Origin of the sequence: Pseudomonas grandcourensis (assembly GCF_039909015.1) — a bacterium.
GTDB lineage: Bacteria > Pseudomonadota > Gammaproteobacteria > Pseudomonadales > Pseudomonadaceae > Aquipseudomonas > Aquipseudomonas grandcourensis.
This window is the reverse complement of the sequence record NZ_CP150919.1, coordinates 2427790-2446356: the sequence shown is the minus strand read 5'-3', so window position 1 is coordinate 2446356 and position 18567 is coordinate 2427790. Positions and strand designations below refer to the sequence as shown.

General features: G+C 61.9%; 18 protein-coding genes. 5 read left to right on the top strand and 13 right to left on the bottom strand.

Features of this window, described 5'->3' with window-relative positions:
- Positions 1 to 41: 41 nt before the first annotated feature.
- Genes AABM52_RS10955 through AABM52_RS10945 form a run of 3 tightly spaced genes read right to left on the bottom strand, consistent with a single transcriptional unit; the run spans position 42 to position 3109 of the window.
- On the bottom strand, positions 42 to 1142 hold the full coding sequence (locus AABM52_RS10955; protein ID WP_347911762.1) for an extracellular solute-binding protein: 1101 nt from the start codon (positions 1140 to 1142) through the stop codon (positions 42 to 44).
- Position 1143: 1 nt separating this feature from the next.
- Positions 1144 to 2052: an N-carbamoylputrescine amidase gene (gene aguB / locus AABM52_RS10950; RefSeq protein WP_347911761.1), complete on the bottom strand. Its 909-nt coding sequence runs from the start codon at positions 2050 to 2052 to the stop codon at positions 1144 to 1146.
- 4 nt (positions 2053 to 2056) lie between these two features.
- The gene (locus AABM52_RS10945) at positions 2057 to 3109 is read right to left on the bottom strand and encodes an agmatine deiminase family protein (protein ID WP_347911760.1); all 1053 of its coding nucleotides are present in this window, start codon (positions 3107 to 3109) and stop codon (positions 2057 to 2059) included.
- Positions 3110 to 3243: 134 nt separating this feature from the next.
- Between AABM52_RS10945 and AABM52_RS10940 the strand changes: the two genes are divergently transcribed.
- Positions 3244 to 4119: a LysR family transcriptional regulator gene (locus tag AABM52_RS10940; RefSeq protein WP_347911759.1), complete on the top strand. Its 876-nt coding sequence runs from the start codon at positions 3244 to 3246 to the stop codon at positions 4117 to 4119.
- Here the strand turns inward: AABM52_RS10940 and AABM52_RS10935 are convergent, their stop codons facing one another.
- The 3 genes from AABM52_RS10935 to AABM52_RS10925 form a co-directional block, all read right to left on the bottom strand.
- Positions 4120 to 4509, bottom strand: coding sequence for a cytochrome c family protein (locus AABM52_RS10935; protein ID WP_347911758.1), 390 nt, complete (start codon positions 4507 to 4509; stop codon positions 4120 to 4122).
- A gap of 202 nt (positions 4510 to 4711) precedes the next feature.
- Entirely contained in the window at positions 4712 to 5170 is a 459-nt protein-coding gene (locus AABM52_RS10930; protein ID WP_347911757.1) for an arsenate reductase ArsC, read from the bottom strand.
- Between the two features lie 23 nt (positions 5171 to 5193).
- The gene (locus AABM52_RS10925) at positions 5194 to 6123 is read right to left on the bottom strand and encodes a Ppx/GppA family phosphatase (protein WP_347911756.1); all 930 of its coding nucleotides are present in this window, start codon (positions 6121 to 6123) and stop codon (positions 5194 to 5196) included.
- A 177-nt stretch (positions 6124 to 6300) separates the two neighbouring features.
- Here AABM52_RS10925 and ppk2 point away from each other — a divergent pair, with 177 nt between their 5' ends.
- Positions 6301 to 7218 carry a polyphosphate kinase 2 gene (ppk2, locus tag AABM52_RS10920; protein ID WP_347911755.1) on the top strand — a complete coding sequence of 306 codons (918 nt, stop codon included), beginning with the start codon at positions 6301 to 6303 and terminating at the stop codon, positions 7216 to 7218.
- Positions 7219 to 7367: 149 nt separating this feature from the next.
- Here ppk2 and AABM52_RS10915 read toward each other — a convergent pair whose 3' ends face one another.
- A complete protein-coding gene (locus AABM52_RS10915) occupies positions 7368 to 7706 on the bottom strand; it encodes a hypothetical protein (protein WP_347911753.1) in 339 nt (112 codons plus the stop codon).
- A gap of 67 nt (positions 7707 to 7773) precedes the next feature.
- Positions 7774 to 8436, bottom strand: coding sequence for an ATPase (locus AABM52_RS10910; RefSeq protein ID WP_347911752.1), 663 nt, complete (start codon positions 8434 to 8436; stop codon positions 7774 to 7776).
- Between the two features lie 230 nt (positions 8437 to 8666).
- Between AABM52_RS10910 and AABM52_RS10905 the strand changes: the two genes are divergently transcribed.
- A complete protein-coding gene (locus AABM52_RS10905; protein ID WP_347911751.1) occupies positions 8667 to 8972 on the top strand; it encodes an NIPSNAP family protein in 306 nt (101 codons plus the stop codon).
- 13 nt (positions 8973 to 8985) lie between these two features.
- Here the strand turns inward: AABM52_RS10905 and AABM52_RS10900 are convergent, their stop codons facing one another.
- The 5 genes from AABM52_RS10900 to speB form a co-directional block, all read right to left on the bottom strand.
- Complete coding sequence (locus tag AABM52_RS10900) at positions 8986 to 9444, bottom strand: GNAT family N-acetyltransferase (RefSeq protein WP_347911749.1); 459 nt, start codon at positions 9442 to 9444, stop codon at positions 8986 to 8988.
- Positions 9445 to 9643: 199 nt separating this feature from the next.
- Positions 9644 to 11332 carry a choline dehydrogenase gene (gene betA, locus AABM52_RS10895; RefSeq protein WP_347912612.1) on the bottom strand — a complete coding sequence of 563 codons (1689 nt, stop codon included), beginning with the start codon at positions 11330 to 11332 and terminating at the stop codon, positions 9644 to 9646.
- Between the two features lie 17 nt (positions 11333 to 11349).
- A complete protein-coding gene (locus AABM52_RS10890) occupies positions 11350 to 12924 on the bottom strand; it encodes a cytosine permease (protein ID WP_347911748.1) in 1575 nt (524 codons plus the stop codon).
- 334 nt (positions 12925 to 13258) lie between these two features.
- The gene (locus AABM52_RS10885) at positions 13259 to 14770 is read right to left on the bottom strand and encodes an aldehyde dehydrogenase family protein (protein WP_347911746.1); all 1512 of its coding nucleotides are present in this window, start codon (positions 14768 to 14770) and stop codon (positions 13259 to 13261) included.
- 53 nt (positions 14771 to 14823) lie between these two features.
- The gene (speB, locus tag AABM52_RS10880; protein ID WP_095943760.1) at positions 14824 to 15825 is read right to left on the bottom strand and encodes an agmatinase; all 1002 of its coding nucleotides are present in this window, start codon (positions 15823 to 15825) and stop codon (positions 14824 to 14826) included.
- Between the two features lie 151 nt (positions 15826 to 15976).
- Here speB and AABM52_RS10875 point away from each other — a divergent pair, with 151 nt between their 5' ends.
- Both AABM52_RS10875 and AABM52_RS10870 read left to right on the top strand, forming a co-directional pair.
- Entirely contained in the window at positions 15977 to 16891 is a 915-nt protein-coding gene (locus tag AABM52_RS10875) for a LysR family transcriptional regulator (RefSeq protein ID WP_347911745.1), read from the top strand.
- 68 nt (positions 16892 to 16959) lie between these two features.
- Positions 16960 to 18468 (top strand): sigma-54-dependent transcriptional regulator, encoded by a 1509-nt coding sequence (locus AABM52_RS10870; RefSeq protein WP_347911744.1) that lies wholly within the window; start codon positions 16960 to 16962, stop codon positions 18466 to 18468.
- The last annotated feature ends 99 nt before the right edge of the window (positions 18469 to 18567 follow it).

Here is an 18567-nt window from a genome sequence, read left to right as displayed (position 1 = left end):
CCTGAAATCGAGGTTTGGCCGGCCCTTCGGCCGGCCAGTGATCATTTGACTGTAGCGGTCTTGAACTTGGTCCAGGTGCGCATGCGTGCCCGCATGTCGGCCTGGGGAATGTCCTTGCCGGGAATCAGCCGCGCGTAGGTGGCGTCATCGAGGTAGATGTCCGGGTTGTTGCGCATCGCGGCATCGACATCCGGGCGAGCCTTGGCGTTGGAGGTCGGGTAACCGGTAAAGTTGCTGATGGCCGCCATGTTCTGCGGGCGCATCACGAAGTTGATGAACGCGTAGGCGTATTCCGGGTGCCGGGCGTCGACGGGAATGGCCATGGTGTCCATCCACACCGTGGTGCCTTCACGGGGAATGCGGTAGTGGAAAGTGGTTTTCTTGCCGGCGCTGTCCGACGCGCGTTGCGCCTGGGTCATGTCGCCGCTGTAGCCCAGGGACATGCACAGGTTGCCGTTGACCAGGTCGGTCACCGGTTGCGACTGGAACTTGCGGATGTATGGCCGCGCCTTCATCAGCACCTCACTCGCCGCCGCCAGATCCGCAGGCTTGGCGCTGCGCGGATCGCGGCCGAGGTAGTTGAGCACCACCGCCAACACTTCGTCCGGCGAGTCGATCATCGAGATGCCGCAGTCGGCGAATTTCGCTGCCAGTTCTGGCTTGAACAGCATGTCCAGGCTATTGACCGGCGCGTCCGGCGCACGCTGGGCGATCTGCTCGGCGTTGTAGGTCAGGCCGATGGTGCCCCAGGTGTACGGGACCGTGGCCTGGCTCGAATGCTCATAGTGCGAGCGCAGCTTTTGCAAGCCGGGCTCGACGTCGCTCAGGGCGGTGATTTTGGATTGATCCAGCGGTTGCAGGCTGCCGGCGCGCATCAAGCGTTCGGCCACGGTGTCACCGGGGAAGATCAGGTCATAGCCGCTGCCGCCAGCGAGCATCTTGGCTTCCAGGGTTTCACTGCCGTCCATGACATCGTAGATCACCTTGATCCCGGTTTCGGCGGTGAACTTGCTCAGGGTGTCCTCGGCAAAATAATCGGCCCAGTTGTACAGCCGCAGGGTTTTCTCCTCGGCGTGCAGCGCAGGTATCGCACAGGTCAGCGCCAACCCCATGGCCAGGCACAGCTTGTTGATCGTGTTCATGTCACACCCCTTGGGTTGCCCAGTGTGAGTGGATCTGACGACCGTCCTGGGTCAACAAGGCGCCGTACATTTCCGGACGGCGGTCGCGGTAGATGCCCCAGGTCAGGCGGTCTTCGCGCATGGCCGCCAGGTCCAGGCTGTGGACCAGCACCCCGGTGCTGTCACGGTCGGCTTCGGCGAGCAATTTACCCTTGTGGTTGCAGATGAACGACGAGCCGTAGAAGTTCATTTGCAAGGTCGGGTCGGTGGTCGCCGCTTCCCGGCCGACACGGTTGGCTGCCACTACGGGCAGCAGGTTGGCGGCGGCGTGGCCGCGCATGGTCATCTGCCAGTGATCCCGGGAATCGAGAGTGGCGCAACCCGGTTCGGAGCCGATGGCGGTCGGGAACAGCAGCACTTCGGCGCCCATCAACGCCAGGCAGCGCGCGGTTTCCGGGAACCACTGGTCCCAGCAGATGCCCAGGCCGATGCGCCCGAACGCGGTGTCCCAGACCCGAAAACCGCTGTCGCCGGGGCTGAAGTATTCCTTCTCCTGATAGCCGATGGCGTTGGGGATGTGGGTCTTACGATACACACCCAACAGACGCCCGTCGGCGTCGGCCACGCTCAGTGAGTTGAAGTAGGCGTTGCCGGCTTTCTCGTACCAGCTGAGCGGCAGCACCACGCCCAACTCTTTGGCCAATGCGGCAAAGCGCTGGAGCACGTGGCTGTCGCGATATTCCTCGGCCAGTGCCAGGTGTTTGTGGTGTTGCTCGATGCAGAAGTACGGCGTGGCGAACAGCTCCTGCAACAGGATGACCTGCGCGCCCTTGGCCGCGGCCTCGCGGACCAGTTGCTCGGCCTGGTCGAGGTTGTGTTTCAGGTCCCAGGTGCAAGGCATCTGGGTGGTGGCGATGGTCAACAGTGTCATGGCATCAACCCCGCACCGGCCAGGCCGGCTGTTGCTGGGTGATGCAATGCACACCGCCGCCGCCATGGGCCAGATGGTTGATCCGCACCGGCACCACTTCGCGTCCGGGGAATGCCTGCGCCAGCACTTCGGCCGCGACCTTGTCGGCATCGATGCCATAGGCCGGCATGATGATCGCACCGTTGGCGATGTAGAAGTTGGTGTAGGAGGCGCAGAACACTTCGGCCTCGGTATCTACCGCGTCGGTGGCTTCATAGAGTTCGATCAGTTCGAACTTGCGGCCCTGGGCATCGGTGGCCAGTTCAAGGGCGCGACGGTTTTCCCGTGCGACTGCGGCGTACACCGAGCTCTGGTCGTGGGTGGCGTCCACCAGCAACACGCCGGGGCGGGCAAAGGCGCACACGCCGTCGACGTGGCCGTCGGTCATGTCGCCGGTCACGTAGTCCGGATCGCCCGGCAGCCAGATGGTTTTCTTCACGCCCAGCAGACGGGTGAAGATCTCTTCGATCTCGGCCTTGCTCACGCCCGGGTTGCGATTGGGGTTGAGCAACACCGATTCGGTGGTGATCAGCGTGCCCTCGCCGTCCACATGAATCGCGCCGCCTTCGTTACTCAGCGCCGTGCCGAAACACTCCAGCCCCAAATGGTTCAGCGCACGACGGGCCAGGCTTTCATCCAGATCGTGGGCCGACTTGCCGCCCCACGCATTGAAGCGCCAGCTCACACCGGCCAGGCCTTGCTGCGGATGGCAGACGAAACTCGGGCCGGAGTCGCGGCACCAGCTGTCGTTGACCGCCAGTTCGATCAACTCGATATTCGGCCCGCACAAGGCTTTGGCTCTGGCGACGGCTGACGGATCGACCACCAGTTTCACCGGCTCAAAACGGGCGATGGCGTTGGCCACCCGGGCGAAGTCTTCTTGAACCTGTGGCAGCGTCACCCGCCAGCCTGATTCCCACAGGGTCTTGTTGTGCGGCCAGACCATCCAGGTGGCGGCGTGGGTGACCCACTCGGCCGGCATCGTCCAACCGCTGTTTTGAATTTCGTTCTGCTGCATGACAAGCACCTCTGAGTTAAGTCATTGTGTTCAATGAAAACAGCCTTGGCGGTCTTTGCATGCATGCTACGTCTGGAAAAACAGGCAAACAAACGATGGATTTTGCCGACAACTGATTAGAGGAACTTATCGATATGCTCAAACACTGGCCGCCCCTGAGCACCCTGCGCGGCTTCGAAGCCGCCGCCCGGCTGGGCAGTTTTCACAAGGCCGCCGACGAGTTGCACCTCACCCAATCGGCGATCAGCCAGCAGATCCGCAGCCTTGAGGCCTACCTGGAACAACCTCTGTTCCATCGCAGCGGGCGCAGCGTCAGCCTGACCGATGCCGGTCACGATCTGCTGAGCACCACCCAGGCATTGTTGCAGCAACTGGCGGTGGGCATTCGCCGGTTGGGGCAATACCAGAAACCCAATCAACTGGTACTCAACACCACTCCGGCGTTCGCCCGGCACTGGTTGTTGCCGCGTCTGGGAGATTTCCGTCGCCAGCATCCGCAGGTCGATCTGTGGATTTTCAGCACCGATGAAGTGCCGGACATGGCCAGCCAGACCATCGACCTGGCGGTGCGTGACGACATCAGCTCCCAGGCCGAATGCAGCTTCAAGGTGCTGCACGCCGACCGCCTCTACCCGGCGTGCCATCCGAGCCTGCTGGCAGTGCCCGTGGAGCAGCGCACCACCCTGCATGGCGAGCGGGAAATGGACTGGAGCCACTGGGCGGTGGAGTCCGGCATTGATGTGGGGCAGATGGATCAGGGACTGAATTTTTCCGATCCGGGGTTGCTGCTGGACGCGGCCTGCACCGGGCTGGGCATTGCGCTGGTGAGCCAGTTGCTGAGTCGGCAGGCGCGGGTCACCGGGCTGTTGCAGCCGATGGTGGAGCAAACCATCCGCGGCCCGAACTGGGCGCTGCTGACTCACCGTGACAGCGAGAACATCGCGATGGCGCGGGCCTTCACCCAGTGGCTGGTCGACAATCTGGCGACCGAGCAGCAGACCACGGCGTGATCATTGCGCCGGGAAGGTTTGCAGGTAAGCCAGCAGGTCTTCGATTTTTTCCGGGTCACTGAGGCCCCAGAAAATCATGCGGGTGCCGGGCACGACTTTCTTCGGCGCTTCGAGGTAGGCGATCAGGGTTTCGCGGTCCCAGACCAGGTTGGCGGATTTCATCGCGTCGGAATACACATAGTCTGTGGTGATCGCGGAGTGGCGGCCGATCACGCCATTGAGCTGCGGGCCGAAGAAAGCGCGAGCCGATTCGCCGATCTGATGGCAGCCGCTGCAGAGGCGCTTGAACACTTTCTCCCCGGCCTGGACATCGCCCGCAGCCAGGGTGGGAGTGCTGAACAGGCCAGCGGTGAGCGCCAGGGCGAGGGTCAGGGCGGCGATTTTCTTCATGTTGCGTTTCCAGTCTGCGAATGCTCGCTATTGGAACATGACGGCTGAGGATATCCAAAACGGTCAGGTGGGCACCGCCCAATGTAGGAGCGAGCCTGCTCGCGATAACGGTCTGTCAGGCACCTTTGATGTCGACTGACACTCCCTCATCGCGAGCAAGCTCGCTCCCACAGGGGTTCTGCGCACTGGCTTACTATTTGGATTAGGTTCGGGAGGTATTGGAATCGCTGACTGACGGCGCCTGGGGCACAGGGCGGGTTTTCACGGTGACGAACATTTTGATGCGGTCGCCGATTTCCTGGAGGGTATGGCGGAAAGGGTCGTGTCTTTCGCTGATGGTCGGGTCTTCGAAGCTCCAGACCATCACTTCACCGGTAAACGGCATGCGTGAGGCCTCTTCGGAGGACTTGTCGCACAGGGTGATGACGTAGTCGAATGCCTGGCCTTCGAAATCTTCGAGGGACTTGCTGCGCAAGCCGCTGGCATCGACACCGATGTGATCGAGGGATTCGAACGTGCGCGGGTCGATCTCGTAGGCCTCAAGCCCGGCGCTGAAGGCCTGGAAGTCGGCAGGATCGATATGGCGCAGCAGGGCCTCGGCCATGGGTGAGCGGACATCGTTTCTGGCGCAGACGAACAGCACGCGACGGGGGTCGGTCATGGGTTTACCTCGGCTGGCGGACTTTAGTGTTTGCTCATCAATCCATGCAGCACGCCGAACCGCAGACCCGGTTCAGACGCAATCATGTGCGTGATCCCGAACACCTTGAACGCCGCCAGCATCACCACCAGACCGCCCGGCAAGATGCTCAGGCGATGGGTGGGCAAACCGGCCAGCTTGAGGTGTTTCACATGTTTGACTTCCAGCAGGCGCAACGACAGGCGCAACAGGCCGCCGTAGGTGATGCCGCTTTGGCCGTCATCATTGAGGCCATTGGCCTTGAGTACCTTGGCCAGCATCCGCGCGGTCCCCGAGGAACCAACCGCCTGCTGCCAGCCCATGGCGCGGTAACGGCGGGCAATGCGTTCGAATTGCACGGTGGCCGCGCGTTCGGCCTCCAGCAGCGCTTCGGCCACAATCCGCCCGCCATGGAAGTAACGCGCACCGAAGGTGCCGCTGCCGATGGCAATGCTCTCGGTGACCAGCAATTGATCGCCACGGCCGATGATCATCTCCGTGGAGCCACCGCCGATATCCACCACCAGCCGCATGGTTTGCGCCGGCAAGGTGTGGGCCACGCCGGCGTAGACCAGTTGCGCCTCTTCGTGACCGGAAATGACGTCGATGCGAAAACCCAGGTGACGCTCGGCACTGGCCAGGAACAGCGGCGCGTTGTCCGCTTCGCGTACCGCGCTGGTGGCCACCGCCCGCACGCGCCCGGCTTCGAAACCGCGCAGTTTCTTGCCGAATCGCGCCAGCGCCTGCCAACCACGGTCCAGCGCCAACTCATCGAGCGCCCCGCCCTGCAGGCCTTCGGCCAGACGCACCGGTTCACGCAGGGTTTTCACTTCCTGGATGACCATCTGCTGGTTCCGTCTCACCGACTGGCCAATCATCAGGCGAAACGCATTGGAACCCAGGTCGATGGCGGCAAACAGCGGGGCGTCTTTCATGGAGGGTTCCTTGCACATTCATCTGCCGGCGGACTGACGGCCGTCGGGCACTCATGACGGATTGCGAGGATCTTGCCATTACTTCGATGACACCCAGATGACACCGCCTGGCATCACCACTTCGTAACAAACTGTGACTAGGATCGGCTGTGCCACCCATGACGCGAGTGTCTCACCATGCTTTCCAATCAAGACACCTTGATCCAGCGCATCCACCGCGAGCTGCTCGATATCAGTGACGAGGAGCTGGAACTGGAATTATCGGAAGACGGGCACAACCTGGACGCACTGTTCGACGAACACATCGAGGATGGCAGCGAGAAAGAAGCCCGGCGCCGTTACTTCGCCGAACTGTTTCGCCTGCAAGGCGAGCTGGTGAAATTGCAGAGTTGGGTGGTGAAAACCGGACACAAGGTGGTGATCCTGTTCGAAGGTCGCGATGCCGCCGGCAAGGGTGGCGTGATCAAGCGCATCACCCAGCGCCTCAACCCTCGGGTCTGCCGGGTGGCTGCCCTGCCCGCGCCCAACGACCGCGAGCGCACGCAGTGGTATTTCCAGCGCTACGTTTCGCACTTGCCCGCCGCCGGGGAAATCGTGCTGTTCGACCGCAGCTGGTACAACCGCGCCGGGGTCGAGAAGGTCATGGGGTTCTGCAACGACGACCAGTACGAAGAATTCTTCCGCACCGTGCCGGAATTCGAGCGCATGCTCGCCCGCTCCGGCATCCAGCTGATCAAGTACTGGTTTTCGATTTCCGACCAGGAACAGAACCTGCGCTTTCTCAGCCGCATTCACGACCCGCTCAAGCAGTGGAAGCTCAGCCCCATGGACCTGGAGTCGCGTCGTCGCTGGGAGGCCTACACCAAGGCCAAGGAAATCATGCTCGAGCGCACCCACATCGCCGAAGCGCCCTGGTGGGTGGTGCAGGCCGACGACAAGAAGAAGGCCCGCCTCAACTGCATTCATCACCTGCTCAGCCAGATGCCTTATGAAGAAGTCGAGCTGCCGGTGATCGAATTACCGCAACGCGAGCGCCAGAAAGACTATTCACGAGGGCCTGTACCGCAGGAAATCATCGTGCCGGAGATTTACTAAGGCTCAACACATGACCTGTGGCATCCGGATGAATGTCCATCAAGCTGTCATCGAATCGTCATGAACCAGGCGCCATACTCAAGTCATTCAATGCGTGCTTTAACTTTCTGCTGCCAGTCCCGGCAGCTTTTTTTTGCCTGGAATTCTGCTTACAGACATTCCTGCGCCGCACGCTCGAACGTCGACGGTACGAACGCCGAGGCCAGCAATTTGCGCTCGTACAGGAACACCTTGCCGCCGTTCGAAGCTTTATAGGTTTCCAGCACGTTGTCCGCCGACACTTTGCTCGATACGACAATCCGGTAGCTGCGCTGGGTCTGCGATACCGTGGGTGCCAGCGCATCGTCCTGCAACTTCGGCACCACGCAATGGGTGTACTCCTCGGGCGACTTGCTGGTCTGCAAGGTCATGGTCGGATTGTTCGGCGTGGCACAACCGGCCAGCAGCAGCGAGGCGAAGGCCAGGGTCGGGGCAAAAACAGTGCGCATGAATCAGGTCCTGAAAAGAAATCCACGGTGGATCGGCTTGCCCGCCGCTCAATGGGCGTCGGGCTGATTAATTTGTTGCTGCGGTCAATCCGGCGGTCACCAGCGCCTTCAACGACGCATCGAACTGTTTCAGCGCGGTCAGTTGCAGGTCGCGTTGCTGTTCGATTTGCGCGGCGATCTCGGGCGCGGTCTTGTCATGCACCCACACCGACGGCAGTTGTTTTTCCACCGAGCCTTCGGCTTTGCCGATGTACTGCAGGTTGGCGTCGTAGAAACGTGCGGCGAAACGCGCCTCGACCCGGTCGTTACGCTGGGTCAGCAACTGGTTGTGGGTATCGAGCATCACCACCACATCCGGATGGGCCTGCACCAGGGCTTCAAGATTGTCGTAGACCGTCACCGACAGAAAAGTGTGGTGCAGCGAACCCATCAGCCAGTCGATGGCCAGGTCCGGATCGGAGCTGTTGACGAACGCCTGGCGAATCCGCGCGTCCAGTGCGTTTTTCGCACCGTTGACGGCCACCGAGTGGTATTGCTCAAGGTATTGCAGGTTTTCCACGGTGTTTTCGCTGTACAGCACCCCGACCGTCTGTCCGTATTGCAGGCTGCCCTGGCCAGCGGTGATGGGCGGCAGATGGCAGGTGCGTGCGTCTTCGGCAAAGGCCGATGCGGTGGATGCAACGCTGCCCAGCAACAGGGCAATCACAGCCAGTCGGGTCAAGATTTTCATCGCGCAGGTTCCTTGAGCAGCGTGTTCAATGCAGGCAATTTTCCGCCTTTGCGCAAAAAACAGAACTTGCGATTCTTGATGGTGACTATTGACTGAACCAATAGTGCGGCGACGCCGGCGCCTGCCTCTGGCGTAAAGTTACCGGTCAATGTCGAACAAGCGGCTGTGCCGGGCGCCCACTGTTGATTACAGTGGCGGCTGCCCTCAAAACCTGATCAAGGAACGAAACAATGGTGACCTGCTACCTGAAATACGTGCTCGATCCCTACCAGCTCGAAGCGTTCGAGCACTACGGCAAGTTGTGGATTCCCCTGGTGGAAAAGTTCGGCGGACAGCACCACGGCTATTTTTTGCCGTCGGAGGGCGCCAACAACATCGCCCTGGCGCTGTTCACCTTTCCCAGCCTGGCGGATTACGAGCATTACCGGCAACAGTCGATGAACGATCCGGAGTGCATCGCAGCGTTCAAGTACGCCGAAGAGAAAAAATTCATCCTCAGCTACGAGCGTTCGTTCATGCGACCGGTGCTTGGCTGACTGGATCGCTGAGTCAGTCTTTTTTCAGATCCAGGCAATAGGTGTAGTAACCGGGGTCGCGCACCCAGCCCAGGGATTCATACAGGCGCTGGGCGGTGAGGTTGTCGGTGGCGGTTTCCAGGGTCATGCCTTTGCCACCGGCCAGCGTCGCAAAATCCCGGGCGGTGTTCATCAGCACGGTGCCGACGCCTTTGCCCCGGGCGGCGGACGTGGTGAACAGATCACCGAGCAGCCAGGTGCGATGGGCATCGATCGAGGAAAAGGTCGGGAACAGCTGGACGAAGCCGAGGTTTTCACCGTCGGTGTCCTGGGCAAGAAATATCACCGATTCATCCCGGGCGAGTCGCTCGGCGATGAAGGCGCGCGATTGCGCAAGGTTCGACGGCTGCTTGTAGAACATCCGGTAGGCGTCAAACAAGGGGGCGATCTGGTCGATGTGCGATGCGTCGGCGCGCAGGGCCTGAATAGCCATGAGGGTGCTCCATTGCGGTCTCAAGGAATTACAGACTAGCAATGGCGACGTAACAGCGACGCACTATTTTCCTGAAAGCACCGCCGTCCCCTGTAGGAGCGAGCCTGCTCGCGATGAGGCCATCAGATTCAACAGTGAAGTTGACTGACAGACCGCTATCGCGAGCAGGCTCGCTCCTACATTGGATTACCGATTGCCCTCAGACGCGGACGTTGCGCCCTGGCAAGGAGGTACGCTGGCTGCTTTCCCAGCCCTCCACCAACCCCACCGGCACATCCGCTGACGGCAACATCTGTGCACCACGCACCAGATCGGACGCACGCTCGGCGAGCATGATCGTCGGCGCATTGAGGTTGCCGTTCGGCTCGGTCGGGAACACCGACGAGTCGATCACCCGCAGACCGGTGATGCCGCGCACGCGCAATTCGGAATCGACCACCGCCATGTCGTCCTCGCCCATGCGGCACGAACCGCACGGATGGTAGGTGCTTTCCAGGTTGTCGCGCACGAAGGCGTCGAGGTCTTCATCGCTGGTCACCTGGGCGCCCGGGGCGATTTCGCCGTCGCGGAAGCGGTCCATGGCTTTCTGCCCGATGATCTCGCGGGTCAGGCGAATGCAGCGGCGGAAACCTTCGCGGTCCTCTTCCCGCTCCAGGTAATTGAAGCGGATTTCCGGATGCTCATACGGGTCGGCCGAGCGTACGCGCACATAGCCGCGACTTTTCGGCTTGTTCGGCCCGGTCAGCACCATGAAGCCATGACCCTTGATCGGCTTGTTGCCGTCGTAGCGCATCGCCGCAGGCAGGAAGTGGAACTGGATGTCCGGCCAGCGCAGGCCCTTCTCGGAGCGGATGAAACCACCAGCCTCGAAGTGGTTGGTGGCGCCCAGACCGTCCTTGAACAGCAGCCAGCGCAGACCGATCATCAGCTTGCTCAGCGGGTCCATCTTGTTGTTGAGGGTCACCGGTTCCTTGCAGCCGAACTGGATGTACACCTCGGCGTGATCCTGCAGGTTCTCCCCTACTCCCGGCAGGTCATGGCGTACGCCGATCCCGGCCTTGCGCAGGACGTCCGCCGGGCCGATGCCCGAGCGTTGCAGCAGGTGCGGCGAGCCGATTGGCCCGGACGATATCAGCACTTCGCGGTTGCAATACACCTGGTGGGTCTGGCCACCGTGGTCATACATGACACCCACCGCTCGCTTGCCTTCAAGAATGATCTGGCGCGTCATCGCGTGGGTGACCACCGTCAGGTTCGGACGCCCCATGGCCGGGCGCAGATAGGCGTTGGCCGTGGAGCAGCGCACTCCGTTCTTCACGGTCATGTGCATGGCACCGAAACCTTCCTGCATGTAGCCGTTGCAGTCTTCGGTCTTGATGTAGCCCGCCTCCGCGCCGGCTTCGACCCAGGCACCGTACAGCGGGTTTTTCATGTGGTTGCCGTTGGTGGTGTGCAGCGGCCCGGTCTGCCCGCGATAGCTGTCACCGCCCGACTCATAGCTCTCGGCACGCTTGAAGTACGGCAGGCAGTTGCGATAGCCCCAGCCTTCGGCACCCAGGGATTCCCACTCGTCAAAGTCCAGCGCGTGGCCACGGATGTACACCAGGCCGTTGATCGACGACGAACCGCCCAGCACCTTGCCCCGTGGGCAGTGAATGCGTCGGCCGTTGAGGTGGGTCTCCGGCTCGGTTTCGTAGCGCCAGTTGTACTTCTTGGTGTTCATCGGGATCGAGAATGCGCTCGGCATCTGGATCACTACACTCTTGTCACTGCCACCGAATTCCAGGACCAGCACCGAGGTGGCCGGGTCTTCGCTCAGGCGGTTGGCCAACACACAACCTGCCGAGCCTGCGCCAATGATGATGTAGTCGTATTTTTGCGTAGTCATTCTTTGCGTGGTCATAGTTATCTCCCGACCGTCGATTCAGTGAATACCCGCGGTGGCTGCTGTTTGTGGGTCAGCGTGTCGCCGGTGGTGTATTGCGGGGAGTTTTTCTCGATCTGCTGGATCACTACTTCTTCGCGCTTGAGGTCGATCGAGCGGCTCAGCCAGTAGTACGCCAGGCCCGACACAATCAGCCCGACCAGCCAGGCGATGTCGATGCTGCCCAGCGCCTTGGCGAGCGGGCCGACATACACCTCGCGCTGTTCAACGCCGTCGAAGATGTAGAAGAACGGGATCATCGAGATAAAACCGATGGCATAGGCGGCGATGCCGCGCAGTCCCCAGCTGCCGTAGATGTTGCCGTGGGGCATGAAGAAGTGTGGGATGGCGTAGCGGCCCTTGCGCACGAAGAAGTAGTCGGTGAGGTTGACCGAGGTCCAGGGCACCAGGAAGTACAGCATCACCACCAGGTAGATCCCCAGCACCGACAGGCCTTTGCCGGAACTCTGGATGCTCAGGGCCACGCCCAGTTGCAGCAGGATCACGAAGCCGATGGCCAGGATGCGAGCCCTGCGGGTTGGTTCGATGTGCTTGATCGAGTCGACGCAAGTCAGCGTGGTCAGCTTGGCGCTGTAGATGTTCATCGCGATCACCGGCAGGAACGCCAGGATGGTGACCACCACCACCGCCGTGCCCACCAGCGGCGACACGGTGTTGCCGACTTGCCCGAGGGCCACCAGCACGTCAGTGGAGTGCAGGTGATCGGCCAGCCAGCCACCCACGGAAATCATCCACGCACCGGACAACGAAGCCCCGAGGAACACCACGGCGATCAGCTTGCCGCTGGAGGTGTTTTTCGGCAGGTAGCGCGAGTAGTCCGACACGTACGGGGCGTAGGCGATGTTGTAGCTGGCGGCCGCCGCAAACTGCGCAATGAAACCGGTCCAGTTGAAACCCAGCGGCTCCCGGGCCACTTCGCCTTCCGCGAGTGCCGGCAGCACTGCATCCGGCACCCAGCCCATCACCACCGCCAGGGTCACCAGGCCGTACAGCGGCAGCGACAGGTACAACGCCCATTTGAAGCTGCGGTGCATCCAGTCATGGCCGAGAATCGCCAGCACCGCCGCCGGTATGGTCACCGCCACCGCGATCACCGCCGGGTTGAACCCGAACAGCGTGTGCAGCCCCTGCATCATCAGCACCAGATTGACGATGTTGAAGCCGGCGAACACGAACAACGTCGCCAGCAGCACCAGGATCACCCCGCGATAACCGAACTGCGCACGGGACTGGATCATCTGCGGCAGGCCAAGGTGCGGGCCCTGGGAGCCGTGAAAGGCCATGAACAGTGTGCCGAACATGATGCCCAGCGTGCCGGCGAGCGTGGTCCAGAGCGCGGTCAGGCCGACGCTTGGGCCGACGAAACCGATGGTCATGGTGAAGAAGGTGAAATTGCCGAGGAACCAGAACGGGCCCTGACTGGCCAGCTTGTCGGTGCGCTCGTTCTCGGGGATGAAGTCAATCGAATGCCCCTCGACGACGGATTTTTCGTCGAGGCTGGGCACGCTCGTGGCGGACTTGGCGTTAGTGTTCATGATGGACTCTTATTGTTGGAAGATCATGACGAGATAACCGCGTTCTTTCGGGTGAACGACTCCCCTGTGGGAGCGAGCTTGCTCGCGATTGCGCAAGATCAGTCAACATCAATGTTGGATGTGCTGGCCTCATCGCGAGCAAGCTCGCTCCCACAGAGATAGAGTCAGTTGCCCGTGCCTACCTGGCGTTGTTGCAGATGCCTTTTGACTGTGGGAGCGAGCTTGCTCGCGATGGGGGCGTGACATGCAACATTGATGTTGGCTGACAGTCCGCTATCGCGAGCAAGCTCGCTCCCACAGGGATTGCATTGTTCCTTGTCTTATCTGATCAGCATCAGCTTGGCAGCGTGATCCACACCGCCTTGGTTTCGAGCAGGTAGTCGAGCTGCTCGGCGCCCAGGTCCTTGCCGAATCCGGACTGCTTGTAGCCACCGAACGGCATCGATGGATCCAGGGTGCCGTGGGCGTTGACGTAGACCGAGCCTGCTTTCAAGCGTGGAATCAGGCTGTGCACCTTGCCCAGGTCGTTGGAATACAGTGCCGCTGCCAGGCCGTAAGGCGAGTCGTTGGCCAGGGCCAGCGCGTCTTCCTCGTCGTCGAACGGTGCGGTGACCAGCACCGGGCCGAAGATTTCTTCCTGGACAATGCGCATGTCATTGCGGCAGTTGGCGAAGATGGTCGGCTCGACGAAGAAGCCAGGGCCTTCGATCGGTTGGCCGCCGTAGACCAGTTCGGCGCCTTCGGCCTTGCCGGTTTCGATGTACTCGGTCACGCGCTGTTTTTGCAGGGCCGAAACCAGCGGGCCGATGAAGCATTCCGGATCCAGGCCCGGGGCGATTTTCAGGGTGCGCGTGTAGGCGATCAGCTCACGCAGGAATTCGTCGTAGACACTGCTATGAATATAGGCCCGTGTACCGGCGTCGCATACCTGCCCGGAGTTGAAAAACACGCCGTTGGCGACTGCTTGGGCGGCGGCCGGGATGTCGGCGTCGGCGCAGACGATGACCGGTGATTTACCACCGAGTTCGAGGGTCAGGCGCTTCATGTCATCCAGCGCCGCGCGGCCGACAGTCTGGCCGACCGGGGTAGAACCGGTGAAGGTCAGTTTGTCGATGCCCGGGTGGGTAGCCATGGCCGCACCGACCACGCTGCCGCGCCCGGTGACGATGTTGATCACGCCGTCAGGGATGCCCGCTTCCTGCACCAGCTCAGCGAAACGCAGGGCCGACAGCGAAGTCAGTTCGGCGGGCTTGACCACCACGGTGCAACCGGTCGCCAGCGCCGCGCCGAGCTTCCAGGCCATGGTTTGCAGCGGGAAGTTCCACGGCACGATGGCGCCGACCACGCCGACCGCTTCCTTGCGGGTATAGGCCAGGTAGTTGCCCGGCAGCGAAGGTTCGACAGTACGGCCGTGCAGCTTGGTGGCCCAGCCGGCGAAGTAACGCAGGGTATCGACGGTGCCCTGGATGTCCACGTCCTTGGCGAAGGCAACCGATTTGCCCATGTCGATGGATTCGATTTCCGCCAGTTCCGCAGCGTTCTGCTCAACCAGGTCGGCCAGGCGCTGCATCATGCGCTCGCGTTCCGCCGGTTTGGCCTGGCGCCAGGCGCCGCCGTCGAACTGCGCGCGGGCGGCTTGCACGGCGCGGTCCAGGTCGTCGGTGGTGCCCATGGGAATGCGGGTGATCAGGCCTTCGGTCGAAGGTTCGATCACATCGGAAGTCTGGCCGTCGCTGGCTTCGACCCAGGCGCCGCCGATGAACATTTTCTGGACCTTGCTGAGGAAGGTCTGGGTGGCTTCGCTGACGCCGAATTTTTGCAGGTAACTTTTGACGATCGTGTCCATTTTTGTTCTCTCTGCCCGGCAGTCAGAGCCTGCCGGGTCACTGGTTTCGATGATCAGGCTGATGCGGCTTCGCTCTCGGCGGCTGCCCGCACCTTGCCACGCTCGTGGAAGATGAAACCGATGCTGTTGAGCAGCAGTTGCGCGGCCAGGATCGAGGTCATGCCGGTCGGGTCGTAGACCGGTGCCACTTCCACCAGGTCCATGCCGACGATGTTGCCTTTGCTGCGCTTGGCCAGGGCCTGGATGATTTCCAGCACTTCGTAGTAGAGGAAGCCGCCGTGGCTCGGGGTGCCGGTGCCAGGGGCGATGGACGGGTCGAAACCGTCGATGTCGATGGTGATGTAGTAGTTGATGTTCTGCGGGATCAGCGCCAGCACACCCTCGACGCCAAGGCGACGCACGTCGCGCACCGAGAGGATTTTCGAGCCGGCTTCATGGGCCGCTTCGTAGTCGTCGCGGTTGGACGACGACACGTTGCGGATGCCCATCTGGGTCATGCCGACAATGTGGTTCATTTCGGATGCGCGGCGCAGCGGGTTGCCGTGGCCGTAGCGCACACCGTGACGCTCGTCGACAAAATCCAGGTGCGCATCGAAGTGAATGATGTGGATCGGGCCGCGGCCTTCGAAGGCCTTGATCACTGGCGCGTGCACCGAGTGGTCGCCGCCGAGCACCACCGGCATCACGCCGGCATCGAGAATCTTGCGTACGGCGTATTCGGTGTTCTTGTTGCTGGTCACCATGTCGGTGTGGACGATGTCGGCATCACCGACGTCGACCATGCGCACGTCCGATGCGGTGAGGTACATCACGTCATCTTCGTGGTCATAGGCGCCGGCGTGGCCGAAGGAAAACAGCGTCGATGCTTCGCGAATCCCGCGTGGTCCGAAGCGTGCGCCGGAGCGCCACTGGGTGCCCATGTCGTTGGGCACGCCAAGCACCGCGACGTCGGCATCCAGTGCATCCCAATCGGTGCACACCGGGGATTTGCCAAAGGTGCAATGACCCACGAATGGCAGGTTCAGGCGACCGGATTCATAACCGTTGTTCGACATTTCTAGCCTCTCCACTTCTTGTTATCGGCTTGGCGGACTGCAAGGCGACCGCCGTTGGAAAGACTATGGGCGCAGGTTTTCGTGGAAAAAATGCTAAACATCAGATACTCATATCGGTATTCCCGATGCGTCCCCATGCCGGAGGCCCAAGATGATCCAGCTGCACGATGTCGACCTGAAACTGCTCAGGGTGTTTGCCACGATTGTGCGCTGCGGCGGTTTCTCGGCCGCGCAGGCGGCGCTCAATGCCGGGCAGTCGACCATCAGCGAACAGATGACCCACCTGGAAACCCGTCTCGGGGTCAAACTCTGCCAGCGTGGGCGCAGCGGCTTCCGCCTGACCGAACAAGGGGTGGCGATCCATGAAGCCACCCAGCGCCTGCTGTCGGCGGTGGAAAACTTCTGCATGGACGCGGACGTGCTCAAGCAGCACATCAGCGGCAAGCTCAACCTGGGGATCATCGACACCACGATCACCGACCCCGATTCGCCGATCCCGCGCACCACCCAGCGCTTCGTCTCCCGAGGCCATGACGTGCACCTGAACGTGTACGTCGGCACCCCGGCGGAACTCGAAGAACGGGTGCTCGACGGTCGCCTGCACCTGGCCATCGGGCACTTCCCGATCCATGTGCCGGGCCTGCTGCAATCACCGCTGTACCAGGAAGCCCTGGGTTTGTATTGCGGGCGGCGTCACCCGTTGTACGGCAGCCGCGCCGAAGGTGAGGAACTGCTCGAAGAAGTCGCTGCGGGGCGCATCGTCGTGCGCGGCTACATGCAGCAATACGACCTCGAACACCTGGGCGTGAGCAAGGCGGCCGCCACCGTGGACAACATCGAAGCCACGGCGATCCTGATCATCTCCGGCGCCTACCTGGGCTTTCTGCCTGAGCACTTCGCCGCCCAGTGGGTCAAGAGCGGCGAGATGCACCAGTTGGCCCCCGGGAGTCTGCGTCTGAAATCGCCTTTCGACGTGATCACCCGACGCGGCACGGCACCGCCACCGATCCTCCAGGCGTTCCTCGAGGACCTGGCTGCCAGCGCCCGTAAAACCGGCCAGCCGTGATGTGACGCTCGCCAAATTCAAATTTTGCCGGGCATACTGATTCGGTTCTCCAACCTTGCAGGCCCGTCATGCGCATCCACGTCACCTTCATCGACCGCGTCGGCATCACCCAGGAAGTGCTGGCCCTGCTCGGTGGTCGCAGTTTCAATCTGGACGCCGTGGAGATGGTGCCGCCGAACGTCTACATCGACGCCCCGACCCTCGGCGCCGAGGTGCTGGAGGAATTGCGCGAGGCGCTTTTCGATGTGCGCGGCGTGCAAGCGGTGACCATGGTCGACATCCTTCCGGGGCAACGCCGGCGCCTGCAACTGGACGCGCTGCTGGCAGCCAGTTCCGACCCGGTGCTGGCGGTGGATGACCGTGGCCATGTGCTGCTGGCCAACCCGGCGCTGATCGCCCTCTGCGGGCGCGAACCGGCCGGTGAGTCGCTGACCGCGCTGTTCGACGATGCCGATTTGCAACGCACCTTGATCGCTCAACATTTCCGCCTGCCGATGCACGAGGTCAGCCTCGGCGGCCAGACGTTGCTGCTCGACGCGATGCCGATCACTGACGCCGGCGCCCTGCTCACCCTGTATCAACCCAATCGCATCGGCGAACGCCTGTCGGCGCTGCACCATGACCATGCCGAAGGCTTCGATGCGCTGCTTGGCGAATCGCCACCGATTCGTGCGCTCAAGGCCCGCGCGCAACGGGTGGCGGCCCTTGATGCGCCGTTGCTGATCCAGGGTGAAACCGGCACTGGCAAGGAACTGGTGGCCCGTGCCTGCCATGCCATCAGCGCTCGCCACGACTCACCGTTTCTGGCCCTGAACTGCGCCGCACTGCCCGAAAGCCTGGCCGAAAGCGAACTGTTCGGCTATGCCCCCGGCGCCTTCACCGGTGCGCAACGGGGCGGCAAACTCGGCCTGCTGGAACTGGCCGACCAAGGCACGGTGTTTCTCGATGAAGTCGGCGAAATGTCGCCCTACCTGCAAGCCAAATTGCTGCGTTTTTTGAGCGATGGGTGCTTCCGTCGGGTCGGTGGCGACAAAGAAGTCCGGGTCAATGTGCGGGTGCTCAGCGCGACCCACCGTGACCTGGAAAAAATGGTCGCCGAAGGACGGTTTCGCGAAGACCTGTTCTACCGCCTCAACGTGCTCAACCTGCAAGTGCCGCCGCTGCGCGAGCGCGGTCATGACATCCTGCTGATGGCCAATCACTTCATGCAACAGGCCTGCGCGCAGATCCAGCGACCGGCGTGTCGTTTGGCACCGAGCACCTTCAGCGCCCTGCTCGGCAACCGCTGGCCGGGCAACGTGCGGCAACTGCAAAACGTGATCTTTCGCGCGGCGGCGATTTGCGAAAATCCGCTGGTGGACATCGACGACCTGGACATCGCCCGCACGGCGGTAGAGCGGCAGAACGACGGCGAAGTCGGCAGCCTGGAAGAGGCCGTTGGCGACTTTGAGAAGAACCTGCTGGAACAGCTTTATCGCAGCTATCCGTCCAGTCGGTTGCTGGCGGCGCGGTTGCAGACGTCCCATAGCGCCATTGCCATTCGCCTGCGCAAGTACGGCATTCCCGCCAAGCCCTGAGCTATCTGTCGGAACACATTCCCTGTAGGAGCGAGCCTGCTCGCGATAGCGGCCTGACAGTCAACATACATTTCGACTGACACGCCCTCATCGCGAGCA